This window comes from Sediminicoccus rosea (assembly GCF_033547095.1).
In the GTDB taxonomy this organism is placed as follows: domain Bacteria; phylum Pseudomonadota; class Alphaproteobacteria; order Acetobacterales; family Acetobacteraceae; genus Roseococcus; species Roseococcus rosea.
In genome coordinates this window covers 3,506,113-3,524,108 of sequence record NZ_CP137852.1, presented here as the reverse complement: position 1 = coordinate 3,524,108, position 17,996 = coordinate 3,506,113, and the positions used below count along the sequence as shown (strand labels likewise).

The following is a 17,996-nucleotide window of genomic DNA, read 5'->3' as shown; positions in this document are numbered from 1 at the left end:
TCCCGCCAAGGGATCGGGGCAGGCTGAAACGAAAACTTAATCCTCTCTCGTTACGACCGGCTTCCTCTGCAACGAGGAATCGCCATGCCCTTCATCGCCGCCAGCGGCCACGCACCCTCCAAAACCAATGGCCACATGAACGGCAAGGCGGCGCAGTGGGCGCCCAAGCGACCGACCGCGCCACCCGGTGTCCCGAGGGAGGAGCCGAAGCGTCGTCAGCGGACCTTCGCTCGCCAGCAGAAGGCGGCTGAGCGCGTTGCGTCCGCCACCACTCAGGTCTCGTCCGGTATCGCCGAAGCAGCCTCCGCCTCGGAACAACTGCGGAAGGCAATGACGGAGATCGCTTCGGGTGCGGCAGAGGCAGCCTCCGCCGCCGAACAGTCGCAGCGCGCTGTCACGCAGATCTCAGCTGCCATCCGCCAATCCGCGACAGCTGCCGGGCTTTCTTTCGACAAGACGGAGGCGCTGCGAGACCTGCTCGGCGCGGTGAATGGGCAGATCACAGCTTCGGTCGCCTCCGTGGGTCGCGCTGCTGAGCGCCAGACCGCCTCCGTCGGTATGGTCGAGGAGCTGGACCGCCAGGCCGCCAATATCGGCGAGATCGTCAAGGCGGTCGCCCATATCGCGGATCAGACGAACCTTTTGGCGCTGAATGCTGCCATCGAGGCCGCCCGGGCCGGGCAGCACGGCAAGGGCTTCGCCGTGGTCGCGGACGAAGTGCGCACCCTGGCCGAAACCTCAGAGAAAAGCGCCCGCGACATCCAGGAGTTGGTCGGGCAGATTCAATCCGATGTGAAGCTTATCGCTCAGGGCATCAATGCCTCCGCTTCCATGGCACAGCAGGAGGCCAATAACGGCAGCGCCGTCGCAGAGCAGCTGGAGCGCATTCGTAGCGATATGGGCATCATCGTCGCCGGCGCACTGGAGATCCGCACGTCTGCCGCGGAGGCCGAGGGCGCTGCCGGCGAAGCCCAGAAGGGCGCGGAGGCCATCTCCGCCGCCGCGCAGGAACAGTCGGCCGCCTGCGAGGAGGCGGTGAAAACCGTCGAGCAGCAAACCACGGCGCTGAGCCAGAGCGAGGGCGCCGCGGGCGAACTCTCTGAACTCGCCGACGACCTCAAAAACAGCACCGACATTGGAAAGAGCGCCGAAGAGGTCGCGTCCGCGGCGGAGGAACTCTCCGCAGCTGTGGAGGAGATCAACCGGGCCGCCAGTGAGATCATGACGGCGATCGAGCAGATCAGCCGGGGTGCGCAGCAGCAATCTGCAGCCACGCAGCAATCCTCGGCGGCGCTCGCCCAGATCGAGCGTGGGGCCAATCTCTCGAATCAGCGGGCCGCCCAGGCCCTGGAGAAGGGGGAGGAGATGACCACGCGCTTGTCGCAGAACGCGGCCGCCGTGGAGCAGATGGTGGCGGGCGTCGAGCAATCTGTGCGCGACAACGATGCGTCGCGTGAGCAGATCAACGCGCTTGAGCAGGTCAGCCGCCGCATCGATAAGATCGTGGACGCGATCACCACTGTCTCGATCCAGACGAGCATGCTCGCTGTGAACGGTTCGATCGAGGCGGCCCGGGCCGGCGAGTTCGGCAAGGGTTTCATGGTCGTCTCGACCGATATTCGCAACCTGGCCCGCGATAGCGCCGAGAATGCCGAGCGCATCAAGGATCTGGTGAAGTCGGTCCAGGATCAGATCGTGTCGGTTCGCCGCGATCTCGAGGATACGGCGTCGCTCGCCAAGGCGGAGGTGGAGAAGAATCGCGCCATCACCGAAAATCTGGCCGCCGTGGCGGGGGACATGGGTATCGTTCTGGATGGCAACCGGACCATCGCGGCTGGCGCTAGCGAAATCCTCTCCAACATCGAGGAGGCCAAGCGCAGCGTCGAACAGGTGGCGGCTGCGGCAGCGCAGGCTTCCCAGGGAGCCCAGCAGGCGGCCCAGGCGGCGCGTGAGCAGTCGAAAGGTGCAGAGGAGCTCGCATCGGCCGTGGAGGAAATTGCCTCCCTCGCCGATGAGCTGCAGACCGCCGACACCGTCTGAGCAGGGGCAGCTCCATGGTTGAGACCGCGGAACTCGGTGATCCGACGCGCCAATTTGTCACTTTCCATGTGGATGGATCACTCTATGGGCTTCCGATGGCGGAAGTGCAGGAGATCATCCGCATGCCCGGCTTGGTCGAGGTGCCGCACAGCCCGCCGGCCCTGCATGGCATCGCCAATCTGCGCGGCGGCATCCTGCCGGTCACGAGCCTCCGCCGGACCTTCGGCGCCGCCGATCAGGCGGTTGACGAAGCGACGCGCGTCGTCGTCGTCCAGCAATCAGGCGCGACCCTAGGCTTCGTCGTGGACCAGATGGGCCGAGTGATGACGGCAGAGTCCCAGGAGATCGAGGCCGCGCCGGAACTCGCGCAGGGCGCAGGCTCAGGTCTCTTGCGTGGCGTGGTCAAGCGCAGCGACCACATGGTGTTGCTGCTGGACGTGGCGCGGCTGTTGCGGATCGGCAACACGCCGCGCGCAGGAGGCTCGGACCGCGCGGGCCAGGTGCTTGGTGATGAGGATCGTACTGAAGCGGCGGCACAGGAGGAATTGCAACTCGTCAGCTTTGTGTCGGCTGGCGCCGAATATGCGGTCCCGATCGCCGAGGTGCAGGAAATTGTTCAACTCCCGCTCGATATGGTGCGAGTGCCGGGGGCGGGCCACCACATCCTGGGCCTCATGACCCTGAGGGAGCGGCTTCTGCCACTCGTCTCGCTGCGTGTGTTGTTCGGGGAGCCGGATGTTATGCCCGACAGCAGTGCCCGCGTGCTGGTTACTGCGGTGCCGGGGCAGCCGCAGCTCTCGATCGGCCTCGTGATGGACAGCGTCAAGGAGGTCCTGCGCGTGCAGCGCTCCGTGGTTGATCCACTCCCGCCGCTGCTTTCCGGCGGCTCGGGTCATCTCGATGCGATCTGCCGGCTGGAGGGTGGGCGGCGGTTGGTCAGTATCCTGTCCCCCACGCGCATGTTCGAGGCGGGCCTCATGCGGTCCGCGCTGGAGGCGGCCGGAGCCGGCCGGGAGGATCGCATGGCGGAGCAGATGCAACCTATGGCTATGGAGGAAGAGGGGCAGTTTGTCGTATTCCGCCTCGCCGGAGAGGAGTACGGCCTGCCGATCGAGGCGGTACAGGAGATCCTCCGCGTACCTGAGCAACTCACCCATGTGCCGCAGACGCCCGAATTCATCGAGGGCGTGATCAATCTGCGCGGAGCTGTCCTGCCGGTGGTGGACCAGCGACGCCGCTTCGCCCTGGCCCAGGCGGAGCGAAATGAGCGGCAGCGCATCATGGTCCTGGGCATTGGCGGAAGCCGAACTGGATTCATCGTGGACCAGGTGTTGGAAGTGCTGAAAATTCCACACTCGGCCATAGCGCCGGCCCCCGCATTGTCAGCTCGGCAGACTGACCTCATTCCGCGCGTGGCCAACCTGACCGAAGCGAAGCGCATGGTGCTCATCCTGGAGGCGTCTTGCTTGCTGGATGCGCGCGAGGTCGCGGCGCTCAAGGCGGCATGAGGGAGCTATGACGCCGGCGATCCGTCTTCTCGTGGTGGACGACAGCGCGCTGATGCGCAAGCACATCCGTCAGATCTTCGAGGCAGAGGGAGGATTCACCCTGGCCTTCGCGCGCAATGGACGCGAGGCGTTGGAGCAAGTGCGCAGCTTCGAGCCGGACGTAGTGACGCTCGACGTCAATATGCCGGAGCTTGATGGGATCTCCTGCCTGGAGAGGCTGATGGAGGGCGGTGCGCCGGCGCGCGTCGTCATGGTCTCCTCGCTGACCGAGGAGGGGGCTGACGTCACCTTGCGCGCGATGGAACTAGGCGCGGTCGATTTCGTGCCGAAGCCCGACGGGACCGTTTCGCTCTCCATTGATCGTATCCGGACCATGCTGTTGAGCAAGGTGCGCGCTGCAGCCTACGCCAGGCCGCGTCGTGTGGTGGGGTTGCGCGCGCGCGTCTCTGCGCGTCGGCGGGACCTCGAGTGTCGCGGTGTGATTCGGCCGCCGGCGGGCGTGGGGGTGGCCGGCGTCGTGCTCGTGGGCGTCTCGACAGGCGGACCACGCACGCTCGAGGAAATTCTTCCGACGTTGCCGCCCGACTATCCGTATCCGGTCGTCGTGGCGCAACACATGCCTTCCAGCTTCACCGGCGTCTTCGCGCGGCGCATGGATGGTGTCTGCGCGCTTGCGGTACGGGAGGTGGATGCGCCGATGCCGCTCGCTGCCGGCAGCATCTATATCGGTCGGGGTGATGCTGATGTGGTGCTGGAGCGGCGTCTCGGGCGCATCGTCGTCAACAGTGTCCCGGCCGATGATTCACTATGGCATCCCAGTGCTGATCGGCTGGTGATGACCGCCATGCAGATCATGCCCGCACCGCAACTTACCGGAGTGCTGCTGACGGGCATGGGTCATGACGGTGCTGCCGCCATGGCGGAATTGCGTCAGCGTGGGGGACGCACCATCGCAGAATCACAGGAGAGTGCGGTGGTCTTTGGCATGCCTGCCGAGCTGATCCGGCGCGGAGGTGCGGAAGTCGTGCTGCCGGCGGAGCGCGTGAGTACGCAGCTCCAAGCCTGGGCGCGGCGGGGGCGCTGAACCATGCCGTTTGCTCGCCCGTCGAAGCCTCGATTCACACCTGTTCCAGCGCTCGACAGCGTCGATCCGGGCGAGCGGCGGCTTGCCGTGGCCGACAGCATGGAGGCTGACTGTCTCTTCGCTCGCCTGGGGACCGAGGAAGATGCAGGTGTTCGACATGCCATCTTTACGCGGCTCGGTGCGCTCGGCGAAGCCGCAGTTGCGGTGCGCCTTGTGGCCATACTTGCTTCGGATGACGCCGCCCTGCGCAACGACGCGATCCTGGCGCTGCGGCGATGCGGCGAGGTGGGGCTTCCGGCTCTGGGAGCGGCGCTGGAATCCGCGAATCCCGACGTGCGGATCTTTGCCGCCAATGCGCTCGGAGGCATCGCCACGCCAGCGGCGCGTGGCCTTCTCATCGCACTGCTCGATCAGGAGGGGGACGCGAATGTCTGCCTCGCTGCTGTGGAGGCCATGGCGCATATCGGCGCTCCGAACGACGTGGCGGCGCTGGCGGCGCTTCGTGGGCGCTTTGTGGATGAACCTGGCCTCGGCTTCGCCGTGGCGCTGGCGATCGACGCGATCGGAGAGGAGGTGTGACCCACCTCTCGGCACAGCCACCTGCATCCGGCTTTCCGGAGGAGGATGTCGCGCGGTTCCAGGATTTCTTCTATCGCCGAACAGGGATCCAGTTCGGGCATGCGAAGCGCTACTTCCTGGACCGGCGTCTTCAGGAGCGCCTGGATGCGACCGGCGCGCCGAGCTTGCGCGCGTATCTCCTGGCTCTGCGCTTTGAGGATCCGGATGGAGCTGAGTTACAGCAGGTCGTCAACGCGATGACGGTGAACGAGACCTACTTCTATCGGGAAGAGTACCAGTTTCGCTGCCTCGCCCAGGAGTTGCTGCCCGCGCTGACGAAGGCCCGCCCTGGCGAGCGGCTACGTATCTGGTCGCTGCCCTGCTCGACCGGAGAGGAACCCTATTCCATTGCCCTTCATCTGATCGAGAACTGGCCCGATCTTGAAGTGGTCGAGGTGGAGATCACTGGCTCGGACATTGACACGCGTGTGCTCGCTCAGGCGCGTCAGGGCGTTTATGAGGCGCGCGCGGTGCAGAACCTGCCGGCGGCGATGTTGGAGCGGCATTTCGAGACCACGGGTAAGGGCAGGTGGCGGATTGGCCGCGCGCTTCGTGACGCAGTGAGCTTCACTACGGTCAACCTGGCGGATGCGGCGTGCATGCGCGCTCACCGCGGGCGCTACGACGTGATCTTCTGCCGAAACCTGCTGATCTACTTCGACGACTCTTCGCGCCGGCAAGCGGCGGAGGCGTTGTACGACAGCCTGCGCCCCGGCGGCTTCCTCTGCCTTGGGCACTCGGAATCCATGAGCCGGATGTCGTCGCTCTTCACTGTCCGGAAATGCGTGGATGCCATCGTCTATCAGAGGCCCTTCGCATGACCGCACCTTCGCCCGTGTTGGTGGTGGACGATGCCACCACTATGCGCAAGTTCCACCGCAGTGTCCTCGAAGAGGCCGGCTTCGCGGTGCAGGAAGCGAGGGACGGCGTGGAGGCGCTGGAGAGGGCATTGGTTGCGGCGGAGCCGTTTGGATTGCTTCTGGTGGACGTGAACATGCCTGGGATGGACGGCTACACGCTTGTGGAGCGGCTTCGCGGGGAAGCCAGCCTGGCGGCAACGCCTGTCATTATGATCAGTACCGAGCGTGAACCGCGCGATGCCGAGCGAGGATTCGCCGCGGGCGCCAACCTGTTCCTTGTGAAACCAGTCCGGCCCGAGCGGCTTTCGGCCTTCGCTCACGCCATGGCGGAGCTTCCGCGGTGACGCTGCTCGATAATCCACTGCTCGCGCAATTCATCCCGGAGGCGCGGGATCTGTTGGAGCAGGCGGGCAGCAGCCTTCTCGAGCTCGAGCGGAGGCCCGGTGACCCGGTAGTGATGAACGCACTGTTTCGTGCGGTGCACACCCTGAAGGGCACTTCCGGACTGTTTGAGATCGCGCCCGTTACGCGCAGTTTGCACGCAATGGAGGACCTGCTGGGTGCCGCCCAGGCGGGCCGCGTGATGCTGACCCCGGCGCTGGCCGATGTGGTGCTCGATACACTCGACCAAACAGGGCGCTGGGTAGATAGCCTGGCAAGTGATGGACTGCTTGGTGGCGACGCAGGCGCCATCGCCGAGACCCTGGTGCATCGGCTTGCTGAGCTGATGGGGACCAAAACCAAGGATGCGGCGGCCGGCCTCTTCCTTGCACCGCCGCCTGATTGGCTTGCGCGCGCCGGAGCCCTGCCCACCGATGGCCTCCTCGCGGTCACCTATACTCCGGATGCCCATTGCTTCTTCCGCGGTGAGGATCCGCTCGGGCTCGTACGTCAGCTGCCCGGCCTTATCTGGATGGATGTGGAGCCGCTGGCATCCTGGCCAGACCTCGAGGCGCTCGATCCCTACCATTCCAACCTCCGTTACCTTGCCCTGGCGCGCTGCCTTCCGGCCGAAGCGGCGGAACTCTTCCGCTATGTGCCGGACCAGGTGTGCCTCGCTCCTCTAGCCGGGGGGGCTGCGACGCGCGAGAGCGAGGTGTGGCGCGCCATCCTTGCCGCGCAGCTTCGCCTGCTTGACGCTGCTCCCAGTCCTGATCCAGTCGCGCCAGGGCGCCTTGCAGCGGCACGCGCGGTTGCACGTCGCGCCCTCACGACGGCGGGGCGCCCCGCAAGCCTGCCGGAGGATGTCGCTGGGCTGCGCGCGGCGCTCCGCGCCATGCTGGCCCCACAGGAATCGCCAACACCAATCCCGCCGATGCCGGCGGCCGATTCCATGCGTGTCGTTGCTCCCGCGATGTTGCGCGTCGAGCAAGGTAAGGTAGACGTGCTGATGAACCTGATCGGCGAATTGGTGGTGGCGAAGAACGCCCTCGCCTGGCTGGCGCGCCGTGCGGCCGAGGACGAGCTGCCGCCGCGCCAACTGGCGCGCGAGATCAAGGATCGCCACGCCCTGTTCAACCGGATCGCGGAGGATATGCAGGCGGCCATCATGTCTGTCCGCATGTTGCCGGTGGATCACGTGTTTCAGCGCTTCCCGCGATTGGTTCGCGACATCGCACGGCGTCTCGGCAAGCAGGTTGAGCTGCACCTCGATGGCACTGAGACGGAGGCCGACAAGACTGTGATTGAGGCCATGGCGGACCCACTCATTCACATGGTCCGCAATAGCCTCGACCACGGTATCGAGGCTCCCGCCGAGCGGCAGGCTGCCGGCAAGCCGGAGCACGGAATTCTGCGCCTCACCGCCCAACAGGAGAACGATCACGTCGTGATCCGGGTGAGCGACGATGGTCGAGGGCTCGATGCGGTCGCGCTGCGCGCGAAGGCCGTTGAGAAGGGACTGCTGGAGGCGGAACGCGCCGCGACGATGACGGAGGAGGAAGCCTTTCATCTGATCTTCCTGCCCGGCTTCTCGACCGCCGCAGCGATATCGGATCTGTCGGGACGCGGTGTCGGCATGGATGTGGTCCGCAGCACCATTGAGCGGGCAGGTGGCCGCGTGCGCCTCTCGTCGCGAAAGGGCGAGGGTACGACAGTCGAGGTTGCGTTGCCGCTGTCCATGGCGATCACGCGCATCATGACGGTGGCCTGTGGCGAACGCCTGTTTGGGGTCCCGATGGCACTTGTTGTGGAGACGGTTCGCGTGCCCCGCCGCTTGGTGCGCCGCATTGGCAGGTCGGATGTCTTCGTGCTGCGCGACCGTGTGGTGCCCCTGCTGCGCCTCTCGCGCCTCCTCGACCTGCCCGATCCTGCGGGCCCTCAGCCGGAGGAGGAAGCGATCCTCGTTGTCCGCCTGAATGGCGAGCGGCTTGGTATTGTTGTTTCCACCTTCCAGGAGGTGATGGAGACAATCGTTAAGCCGCTGGAGGGTGTCCTTGTGGGCCTGCAGGGTGTCACCGGCACCACCTTGCTTGGTGACGGCCGGGTGCTGCTTGTCCTCGACCTGCCGGAGCTCGTTGGCCTATGCCCATGATGATGGACGGCGCGCTAGCGCGCCTCTGCAGCCATGTCGCGATCGAGGAAGCGGAAGCGCTGGCGGAATGGCTCCGCACGACGGCGGATGCCGTGGTCGATCTCTCTGCCTGCGAGGCGATTCACAGCGCTGTGCTCCAGGTTTTGCTTGTGTCCCGGCCACGCTGTGCCGCGCCGCCGCCCGACCCGATCCTCGCTGCTTTGCTTTCCCCACTTCCTGCCGAGGTGCCCGCATGAAGCCCGTAATGCTTGTGGATGACAGCCCAACCATGCTCGCCAGCATGGCCAGCGTTCTGAACCAATCCGGCCAGCCCGTTGAGAGGGCGGCGAGTGCGGAAGAGGCGCTGGCCAAGCTCAAGGCCGCGCCGCCGCTGCGGGCGATGATCACGGATTACCACATGCCGGGGATGAACGGGGCCGCGCTGGTGCGGGAGATGCGCAAGCTCCCGGCGTATCGCTTCCTGCCCATCCTGGTGCTGACGACCGAGTCGGAGCAGACGCGGCGCGACGAGGCGCGTGCGGCCGGAGCCACCGGGTGGCTCGTGAAGCCTGTGGCGCCTGACAAGCTGATTGAGGTGCTGCGTCAGGTCGCGCCGGTCTGATCGAAACATGCTGTTCGACGCGCTGCCCCAGGGCTCCCCAGCCCCGATACGAAGTCGCATTCTGGCAGCGCTGGCGCTCGGCACGCTTCTGAGCATGTCTGCCGCCAGCGCCGCGCGCGCGTTGTTCGGCCCGACAATCCTAGCCGATCTGTTGGCTGCCGGCGCCTTCGCGACAGCGATGCTTCCCCTGCTCGTACGCGCCGGCCCGCCGCCGGCGCCTGTCGCGATTGCGGAGCGGACGCCAGCCACGATCGAGCATCCGCCGCCCCCGCCCTCTGCGCCGGCCGTCGCGGCCGAGTTGGAACGCTACCGGGAGGTCGCTGGCATTCTGCACGCGCAGGTGAATGGTGCGATCGCCGACACCGAGGGCGCCGCCCTCGGCCTGATCCAGGAACTGAACGCACTGGAGGGGGCGACGAGAGCCTTGATGGAGGACCTCGCCAAGGCGGAGGAAGCCGGAGCCCGGCTCAACCAGGCGGGCCAGGAGGATGTGGAAGGCATGCGCGAAGCGATGGAGCAACTGCGTGATCGACTCTCCGTCCGCAGTGCACAAATCGAGGGCGACCGTGCAATCTATGAGCGCATCGCACAGGAGGCAGAGGGCTTCACGCGGGCCATCAGCGACATCGGAAGCATCGCACAGCAGACGAGGCTGCTGGCCTTGAACGCCACCATCGAGGCTGCGCGCGCCGGTGAGGCGGGCAAGGGCTTCGCGGTCGTTGCCCAGGAGGTGCGTGAGCTTGCCGGCCAGACGACAAAGGTGGCGGAGGGCGTGACTTCGGGCCTTGCGCGCTTGCGCGATCTGATGCGGGCGCGGATGTCGGACGCGCTGGATACCGCTGCGGATCATTCGCTGCTGGATACAGCCCGGCAGCAGGCGGCAGGGGCAGTTCTGGCCTTTGAGCGCATGGCATCCGGTTCGACGATTGCCCTCCAATCGACCGGGCTGCACGGGCAGGGGATTGGCGGACACATCACGCAGGCCCTCGGCGCCATGCAGTTCCAGGACATTGTCCGCCAGCGGCTGGAGCAGGTTGGGGAGGCCATCGAGCGACTTGGCCTGCACGCTGGCTGGCTCGCAGAAGCTCTGCACGAGCGGCGCTCCGTGGAGAGCGTCGAAAGCACTCTTCTGCGACGCATGGAGGAATCCTATGTCATGCACGGCCAGCGTCTTGTGCATGGCAACACCTCGGGCTCAGGCGGGCCTGCGGTGGAGCTGTTCTGACGGGGGCGGCATGCGTATTGGCTGGACGATCTGGCTTCCGGTGACGCTCTGCTTCGCTTTCGGCGGGCAGCTTCTCACCATCATCCTTGCGGGCCCGGAGAATGGCTCCGCCACGGCCTCGCTCCTGCTCACCCTTGGTTTCGCGGGCGTGGCAGCTTGGTTGCTCCACCAGCGACGCTCACGCCCAGACCCGTCGGAGGCAGGGGCCGCTCCCTCGGTGGCACGCGCGTCGGTCGGGTCGGCACAGGTTGCGCCATTGCCCGGCTTGCCACTAGGCGTGGGGATGGAGCGCCGTCGGTATCCGCGCATTCCGGTGGATAGACCGGCGGAGATCGTCTGGCATCAAGCAGTGCGTGAGCCGACGCGGCTGCATGATCTCTCGCGCGGGGGCGCCCGGTTGACGCATGGGAGGCATGAGGCCCTGGGGCGGCGTGGCCTGCTTCTTGTGCCTGGCCTGAACCTGCCCGTGCCCTTCACGATCGTAGGTGCGAGCCCGGCCACGGGCCTGCATATCCGATTCGACCTCGAGGGTATGGGCCTCGATGAACTGGAGCAGCAACTCCAGGCCCTGACCGTGAGTTGCAATGGCGCTCACCGACTGTCGGGCAGGCCGCCGTAAGGGAGCGAGCCGCGCTAGTCCCGTGCTATTTTCCATTCTCGCGGCAGATTGCTGGCGGAGCCGTTGCTGATCCCATCCAAGTCACATGACGTGCCGCTCCCTCGTTCTTTGCGATGCCGCATCATCTGGCTCATCCTGTCAGGCGCCCGGCGGCCTGGCCGGCGAGGCGGCCCAGCACCACCGCCGTCAGCAGCCCGTTGCCCGAGAGATAGCCCGAGGCGAGCGGTCCCGAGACGCCACAGGCAGCACCACCAGCGGCAAAGAGGTTGGGGAGCGGGCGCCCATCTGGTCGCAATACGCGCGCCGCTTCATCCACGACGAGCCCACCCTGGGTGTGAAAGAGCGCACCCGTGACCCGTACCGCATGGAAGGGCGTGGCGAGCGGCAGTGTGGCCGACCAGTTGCGCCCGAACGCATCCGTTCCTTCGGCAGGCGGCAACTCCAGCGCCGGTAGGCCGATACGTTGTGCCAGCGCCTCGGGCGTTTCGGCGGTGAGGATTACGCCATGTGCCTCGGCCTGCCGGAAATCCTCGAATTGCCTGGCGATGCCGGCGATGCGCGCATCGAAGATGTTCCAGGCGACGCCACCTGGCTGCGCTAGCACCACCGCCGCCGCTTCCGAATATCCGGAGGCTTCGTTCCAGAAGCGCTGCCCGAACTGGTTCACCTGGAAGCCGCCCTCCATGATGACCGCCCAGGTCACCAGGATGCCTGCCGGATGCGCGACCGAGCCATGGCCCTGGTGGCCGCTCAGGTGTCGCGTTGCCGCGCCCAGCGCCTCACCCCAGCGCAGCGCGTCGCCGCGATTGCCGGCATGGCCGAAATAGACAGCCTGTGCGAGCTCGGGGATGTGCTGCGCGACCAGCGTGGTATCGCCGCCATAGCCGGAGCAGGCGAGGATCAGCGCCTCGCATCCTACCAGCTCCGTGCTGCCATCGGGACGGGAGAGGATGACGGCGCGCACGGCATCCCTCTCATTCGCGTAGAGCTGCGTGGCCGTGGCGCCGGTCAGCAGCGTAACGCCGGCGCGCCCGGTTGCCGTGAGCAGAGCGTCCATCAACTCGGCGCCAGCGCGGCTCGGCAGGCCGTGCATGCGGCGGTGGCGATGGCCGGGATAGTCGAAGTCATGCACCAGCGAGAAATCGAGCCCATGGCGGTCCGCCAGCCATTCGAGGGTGGATCCTGCTGCCTGCGTGATGGCGGCCACGGCGCGCGGATCGGCTGCATGGCCTGCTTTCTTCTGGATGTCCTCCGCAAAGCTCGCGGCGTCATCGGTGATGCCGAGAGCCCTCTGCCAGCGCGTGCCCGCTGCCGGGATCAGTCCGGCCGAGAGCGCGGTGGACCCGCGCGGCAGAGCGTCGCGCTCCAGCACCACCACTTCCGCCCCCAGCTCGGCAGCCGCCAGCGCTGCGACGAGCCCGGCTGCCCCACCGCCGATCACGAGCACGGGCGTGGTGAATTCCGGCCTTGCCGATCCGCGCAGGACGCTCAACCTATCACCTCCGAGACGGTCGCGATGCCCGCGATCGAGGCGAGGCTGGCGAGCGCCGTCTCATGCAGCACATCGCTGAAGGCGGCGCAGCCATCGCTTACGATGGTCACCTCGTATTCACGCACATGGGCATCGCGCGCCGTGGAGGTGACGCCGCCATTGGTGACGATTCCGGACACAAGAAGCCGTGTGATGCCAGCCTTGCGCAGCACCCATTCGAGACGGGTCTGGTGAAAGGCTGAATAGGCCACCTTCTCCACGCTGAAATCCGCCGGCTGCAATTCATCTACCAGCGCGTGCCCCCAGCCGCCGGCTGCGAAATCCCCGCGCGCGAGGAAGGGGCGCAGCCGCCGGAGATGCGGGTCCACCATTGGCTCGCCATCCCGTCCCGGCACCAGGGTGAAATGCGTGGAGATGACGACACCGCCTGCCGCGCGCACGTGCCGCGCGAGCGGTGCAAGGCGCATCGGCAGGGCTGCGATGGCGGCGGCACCTTGGCCTGCGCGGCCATAGGCACCCCTGGCGTGTAGGAAATCGTTCTGCAAATCGCAGAGGAGCAGGGCGGTGTCCTTCATGCACGCTCCAGGATCAGGTTGCCGAGCGTGTCGGTGCGCGCGCTCAGGCCGGGTTCAACGAGGATGGTAGTGTCGGCCTGCTCGAGCAATGCGGGCCCCTGCACCACATGGCCAGCGGGTAATTCGAGCCGCGCATAGACCGGTGTGGGCCACCAGGCGCCGTCGAAGCGCACCTGCCGCTCCTCGATCGGCGTTGTGCGGCCGGTGGCGGGCGGAGCGAGGGCAGCCATGTCGAAGGCGGGACGCCGGCCGATGGCGGTGACGCGGCTGCCCAGGATGCGCACGCCGATGCCGGGCAGCAGGCGTGAGAAGGCGCGGCCATAGGTGGCCTCGAACGCGGTGCGGATGATCGCCTCCGTCACCTCGGCGCCTGGCAGCGGGACGGCGACGGTGTGGGTCTGGCCGACATAGTGCATGTCGAGCTCAAACACGCTTTCGATGCCGGTAAGCGGCAGGCCTGCGTCCTCGACCACGCTGCGGGTGGCTGCTGCGGCGTCCGACAGGTGGCGGCTGAGTGCATTGGCGTCGAGCCCCTGGAGGTCGAGGTTGAGCGTGCGCGTCGCGTCGTGCCGCACGTCGGCCAGCACGCAGCCCATGGCCGAGGTGATGCCAGGGAAGCGCGGCACCAGCGCCGCACGCAGCCCCACATCCCGCAGCAGCGCGCCCACATGCAGTGCGCCGCCGCCGCCGAAGGGCAGCAGCGCGAACTCGCCTGGATCGTGCCCGCGCTCGATGGAGACGAGGCGGATCGCGCCCGCCATGCGAGCATTGGCGACGCGGATGATGGCCTCTGCTGCGCTGGCGGCGTCCAGGCTGAGCGGCGTGCCCACATGTTCGAGGATCGCCGCCTCCGCCGCCTCCAGGTCGAGCCGGGCGAGCGCCCCGCCGATCGGCCGCGCCGCGTTAATGCGGCCGAGCACCAGGTTCGCGTCTGTCAGCGTGGGCCGCGTGTTGCCCTGACCGTAGCAGACCGGGCCGGGGCGGCTGCCGGCACTCTCTGGGCCGACCTGCAGGAGGCCCCCCGCATCCACCCGGGCGATCGAACCCCCGCCCGCGCCAATGGTGGTGATCTCGATCATCGGGCTGCGGATCACCAGGCCGAAATCAACCGTGGTCTGCGCGGCCAGCGCCATCTCGCCCTCCACGACCAGCGAAACGTCGAAGGAGGTGCCGCCGAGATCGCCCGTGATGACATTGGCGAAGCCCGCCGCGCGCGCGATGGCCGCCGCCGCGATTACCCCCGCAGCGGGGCCGGAGAGGGCTGTGCGTGCCGGCGTCGCGCGCGCTCGCGCGGTGGACATGATGCCGCCATTGGACTGCACGATGTGGAAGCGCCCGGCGAAATGCCGTCTGGCCAGGGCGCCTTCCAGCCGCTCGAGGTAATCGGCCACCTTGGGCTGGAGATAGGCGTTCAGCGCTGTCGTGCTCGCGCGCTCGAACTCGCGGATCTCGGGCAGGATTTCACTGGAGACGCTGACATGCGCGTTGGGCCAGGCGGCGCGCAGCACCTCGGCCGCCGCGCGCTCATTGGCTGGGTTGGCGTAGCTGTTGATGAAGACAAGGGCGACGGCCTCCGCCCCCTCGGCCAGCAGAGCAGCGGCCGCCTCGCGCACGGCATCTAGGTCCACCGGGGTGTGGATGCTGCCATCGGCCAGCGTGCGCTCGGGCACCTCGCGGCGGAAAGCGCGCTCTGCGATGGGGGTGAAATTGCCCCAGAGGCCCCAGGCGCGCGGGCGATCGCGCCGGCGCATCTCCAGCACATCGCGGAAGCCTTGGGTGGTGATGACGCCGAGGCGGCAGCCCTTGCGTTCCAGAAGCGCGTTAGTGCCGACGGTGGTGCCGTGGACGATGGCACCGAAGGCCGCGACATCGCCCAGCGCCGAGAGGCCCTGGAGGAACCCCGTCGCCTCATCACCGCGCTGCGAGGGGACCTTGGCGATGCGGAATGCGCCGCTTACGGCCTCGAAGAGGAAGAGGTCGGTGAAGGTACCGCCGACATCCACACCGATGATCGCACTCATGCCACATAACCCTGGCGAAGGTCTTGCGCACGGGCTTCGGGATCGCGTTCGCTCGGGTCCCCCCAGCCGCCGCCGCCGGGCGTCTCAAGGCGGACCCGACCACCGCTCGGCAGTGTGACGCCGACGATCTTGCTGGCGAGGGGCGGCGTGTGCCAGGTCGTGCCATCCTCGGTCCAGCTGAAGCGGTTCAGCGCGGCTGGGCCACCGCCTTCGACGCCGAAGGGCGCAAAGCGGCCACGCTCGCCCAGGAGGAAGACCTCCGTCGTGCCGGAAGCCAGGGTTTCGATCTCGTAGATCGCGCCAAGGCCGCCGCGATGCCGGCCGGCGCCCGCGCTGTCCGGGCGCAGCGCCCATTGCGTGAACATCACCGGATGCGCGGCCTCCAGGATTTCGGCGGGCGGCATGGTTGCGGTGCTGATGGGGTTGTTGGCGTGCGTCAAACCGTCTCCCTCCGGATTGCCGCCGAGCCCGCCGCCGAAGAAAGAAAAGAGCACGAAGCGCGAGCCATTGCCGCGCGTGCCGGCCATCGAGAGCGCGTTGATCGTGCCGAAGGGTGCCGCCGTCGCGCGCGACGGATCGGCCTGGGCCAGCGCACCGAAGACGACGCCGATCACCCGCAGGATGGTCTCGGTATAGCCGCCGACTGGCCGCGGCGCCTCGGCGCTGAGCAGGGAGCTCCCGGGCAAGGTGAAACGTACCCCGCGCAGCACGCCTGCATTGGCCGGTACCTCGGGGAAGGCGTGCTTGAGCGCCACATAGCAGCAGGCGATGGCGGTGGCACGCGCAATGTTGAGCGGGCCCGCGCAGGCGTCCGAGCTGCGCGAGAAATCCAGATGCAGGGCATCTCCCTCCACTGTCATGTCGAGCGCGATGCGGAGGGCCACGTCGCTGATGCCATCATTGTCGAGGAAATCCTCGAAGGCATAGGATCCGTCCGGCAGCGCCTTGATCTCGGCACGCATCAGCGCCTCGGCGCGGTCAAGCAAGGCCGACCATGCGCCCTCCAGCACCGCGGCACCATATTCGCCGAGCAGCGAATCGAGCCTGCGCTGCCCGAGGTCGAGCGCGTTGAGCTGACCGTTTAGGTCACCCCAATTGGATTGCGGCACGCGCGAATTGGCGGCGAGGATGTCGAGAATGTCCTGGTCGAGCCGGCCGGCGCGGATCAGCTTCACGGGCGGGATGCGCACGCCCTCCTGATGGCTCTCCGTGGCGCGTGCGTTGAAGTTGCCGGGCACATTGCCGCCGATGTCGAGCCAGTGGCCGACGCTGGCGAGCCAGCAGAAAAGCTGCCCTTCATGGAAGACGGGCCGCACGAGGCGGAAATCGTTCAGATGCGTGCCGCCGGCATAGGGATCGTTGAAGAGGAAGGTGTCGCCCGCATCGAGGCCGCCTTCGCGCGCGACCTTATCGATCACGGCGCGCACGGCGAAGGACATGGCGCCGACGAAGATCGGCAGGCCCTGCGTGCCCTGCACCAGCGTGTCGCCGTTGGTAGGGTGATAAATTCCATGACATGCGTCGCGCGCCTCGGCGATGATGGGGTTGAAGGCGCTGCGATAGAGCGTCGCGTCCATCTCGTCGGCGATCTGTTCGAGGCGCCCCTTGAGGATGGCAAGCGTCACGGGATCGGGCGGCGTCATCGGGCGCGGGGATCTTGCGGTTTCATATGGCGGGACTGTCATGACCCGCCGCGTGGTGCAAGCCCCCGGAAAACCTTGCTTGCATTGCGTGGAACTTCGCTCCAGTAGCACCAGCGAGATGACATGGAGTCCATTGATGCACCCCATCACCCGCCGCGTCGCCCTGCTCGCGCCAACCCTTCTGGCCGGCCCGGCCTTGGCCCAGGGCGCTACCCAAGCGGGGGGAGGGGAGTGGGCGCCCAGCCAGCCGGTTCGACTGATCAATCCCTTCGCCCCCGGTGGTAGCCCTGACATCCTGGCGCGCGCCATGGCGCCACATGTACAGCAGATGCTGGGCCAGCCCATGGTGGTGGAAAACCGCCCTGGCGCCGGTGGCATGGTGGGTGCCCGCTACGCGGCGCAACAACCGGCCGATGGGCATGCGGTCTTTCTGGCCGCCATCTCGGCGGTGCTGGCACCTTTCATGTCGCGCGAGCCCGGATACCGGATTGAGGATTTCCGACCGGTCTCGATCCTCACCGTCACGCCGCTCGTGCTCGTTGTGCGGGAGAATTTCCCGGCGCAGAACGTGGCTGAGTGGGACCGCGCGCTGCGCGCCAGTCCGGGCCGCTTCACCTATGCCACGGCTGGGATCGGCACGCCCCACCAGATGGCGGCCGAGCTCTATGCCAACCTCAGCGGCGCGCAAGTTACGCATGTGCCGTATCGCGGCACGGCGCCGGCGCTGACCGACATCCGCGCTGGCACGGTGGACTTCATGTTCGCCGACCTCGCCGCAGCGCTGGGGCAGATTCGGCAGGGGGGGCTGCGCGCGCTGGCGGTCACGACGAGCCGCCGTGTGCCGGCCATTTCCGAGGTGCCGACGCTGGGCGAGACGATCCTGCCGGGTTTCGAGGCCTATAGCTTTGTGAGCTGGTGGGTACCGGCCCGGACGCCCGATCCTGCGGTGCGGCGCCTCAACCAGGTGGCGCTGCACGCGCTGGGGCAGCCCGATGTGCAGGCGCGCATCCAGGAGTTCGGCTTCCTAGCCGAGGGCACGAGCGCCGAGCGAGCGCAGCAGATCGTGGCCGCAGAAGGTGCGAAGTGGAGCGCCGTGATCCGCGCGCGGAACCTGCGCTTCGAGGAAGGTTGACGCCGTATCGGCTTCAGCGGTCTGGCTCGGTGGCGTTCGTGGGGC

General features: G+C 67.2%; 16 protein-coding genes. 12 read left to right on the top strand and 4 right to left on the bottom strand.

All coding sequences use genetic code 11. The annotated features are described in order from the left end of the window. Positions 1-84 precede the first annotated feature (84 nt). Genes R9Z33_RS17020 through R9Z33_RS24775 form a run of 11 tightly spaced genes read left to right on the top strand, consistent with a single transcriptional unit; the run spans position 85 to position 11,088 of the window. Complete coding sequence (locus R9Z33_RS17020) at positions 85-2,040, top strand: methyl-accepting chemotaxis protein (protein ID WP_318647761.1); 1,956 nt, start codon at positions 85-87, stop codon at positions 2,038-2,040. Positions 2,041-2,054: 14 nt separating this feature from the next. After that, positions 2,055-3,548, top strand: coding sequence for a chemotaxis protein CheW (locus tag R9Z33_RS17015; protein ID WP_318647760.1), 1,494 nt, complete (start codon positions 2,055-2,057; stop codon positions 3,546-3,548). Between the two features lie 7 nt (positions 3,549-3,555). After that, the gene (cheB, locus tag R9Z33_RS17010) at positions 3,556-4,632 is read left to right on the top strand and encodes a chemotaxis-specific protein-glutamate methyltransferase CheB (RefSeq protein WP_318647759.1); all 1,077 of its coding nucleotides are present in this window, start codon (positions 3,556-3,558) and stop codon (positions 4,630-4,632) included. Positions 4,633-4,635: 3 nt separating this feature from the next. Then, on the top strand, positions 4,636-5,211 hold the full coding sequence (locus R9Z33_RS17005; protein WP_318647758.1) for a HEAT repeat domain-containing protein: 576 nt from the start codon (positions 4,636-4,638) through the stop codon (positions 5,209-5,211). Further along, the gene (locus tag R9Z33_RS17000; protein WP_318647757.1) at positions 5,208-6,071 is read left to right on the top strand and encodes a CheR family methyltransferase; all 864 of its coding nucleotides are present in this window, start codon (positions 5,208-5,210) and stop codon (positions 6,069-6,071) included. Before R9Z33_RS17005 ends, R9Z33_RS17000 begins: the two co-directional genes overlap by 4 nt. Then, entirely contained in the window at positions 6,068-6,454 is a 387-nt protein-coding gene (locus R9Z33_RS16995) for a response regulator (RefSeq protein WP_318647756.1), read from the top strand. The genes R9Z33_RS17000 and R9Z33_RS16995 overlap by 4 nt, the downstream gene beginning before the upstream one ends. Continuing rightward, entirely contained in the window at positions 6,451-8,643 is a 2,193-nt protein-coding gene (locus R9Z33_RS16990) for a chemotaxis protein CheA (RefSeq protein ID WP_318647755.1), read from the top strand. Before R9Z33_RS16995 ends, R9Z33_RS16990 begins: the two co-directional genes overlap by 4 nt. Next, entirely contained in the window at positions 8,640-8,879 is a 240-nt protein-coding gene (locus tag R9Z33_RS16985) for a hypothetical protein (RefSeq protein WP_318647754.1), read from the top strand. The genes R9Z33_RS16990 and R9Z33_RS16985 overlap by 4 nt, the downstream gene beginning before the upstream one ends. Further along, on the top strand, positions 8,876-9,244 hold the full coding sequence (locus tag R9Z33_RS16980) for a response regulator (RefSeq protein ID WP_318647753.1): 369 nt from the start codon (positions 8,876-8,878) through the stop codon (positions 9,242-9,244). Before R9Z33_RS16985 ends, R9Z33_RS16980 begins: the two co-directional genes overlap by 4 nt. Positions 9,245-9,251: 7 nt before the next feature. Further along, entirely contained in the window at positions 9,252-10,469 is a 1,218-nt protein-coding gene (locus tag R9Z33_RS16975; protein WP_318647752.1) for a methyl-accepting chemotaxis protein, read from the top strand. Further along, entirely contained in the window at positions 10,396-11,088 is a 693-nt protein-coding gene (locus tag R9Z33_RS24775) for a PilZ domain-containing protein (protein ID WP_404830603.1), read from the top strand. The genes R9Z33_RS16975 and R9Z33_RS24775 overlap by 74 nt, the downstream gene beginning before the upstream one ends. 130 nt (positions 11,089-11,218) lie before the next feature. Here R9Z33_RS24775 and R9Z33_RS16970 read toward each other — a convergent pair whose 3' ends face one another. The 4 genes from R9Z33_RS16970 to R9Z33_RS16955 are packed head-to-tail and all read right to left on the bottom strand — an operon-like array spanning position 11,219 to position 17,128. Then, positions 11,219-12,580, bottom strand: a complete 1,362-nt coding sequence (locus R9Z33_RS16970; RefSeq protein WP_318647751.1) for an FAD-dependent oxidoreductase — start codon at positions 12,578-12,580, stop codon at positions 11,219-11,221. Then, positions 12,577-13,155, bottom strand: a complete 579-nt coding sequence (locus R9Z33_RS16965; RefSeq protein WP_318647750.1) for a cysteine hydrolase family protein — start codon at positions 13,153-13,155, stop codon at positions 12,577-12,579. Before R9Z33_RS16965 ends, R9Z33_RS16970 begins: the two co-directional genes overlap by 4 nt. Continuing rightward, complete coding sequence (locus tag R9Z33_RS16960; RefSeq protein ID WP_318647749.1) at positions 13,152-15,176, bottom strand: hydantoinase/oxoprolinase family protein; 2,025 nt, start codon at positions 15,174-15,176, stop codon at positions 13,152-13,154. The genes R9Z33_RS16965 and R9Z33_RS16960 overlap by 4 nt, the downstream gene beginning before the upstream one ends. Beyond that, complete coding sequence (locus tag R9Z33_RS16955) at positions 15,173-17,128, bottom strand: hydantoinase B/oxoprolinase family protein (RefSeq protein WP_318647748.1); 1,956 nt, start codon at positions 17,126-17,128, stop codon at positions 15,173-15,175. Before R9Z33_RS16955 ends, R9Z33_RS16960 begins: the two co-directional genes overlap by 4 nt. Here R9Z33_RS16955 and R9Z33_RS16950 point away from each other — a divergent pair. Continuing rightward, positions 17,127-17,951 (top strand): Bug family tripartite tricarboxylate transporter substrate binding protein, encoded by an 825-nt coding sequence (locus R9Z33_RS16950; protein ID WP_318647747.1) that lies wholly within the window; start codon positions 17,127-17,129, stop codon positions 17,949-17,951. The two genes, R9Z33_RS16955 and R9Z33_RS16950, sit on opposite strands and share 2 nt — an antisense overlap. The last annotated feature ends 45 nt before the right edge of the window (positions 17,952-17,996 follow it).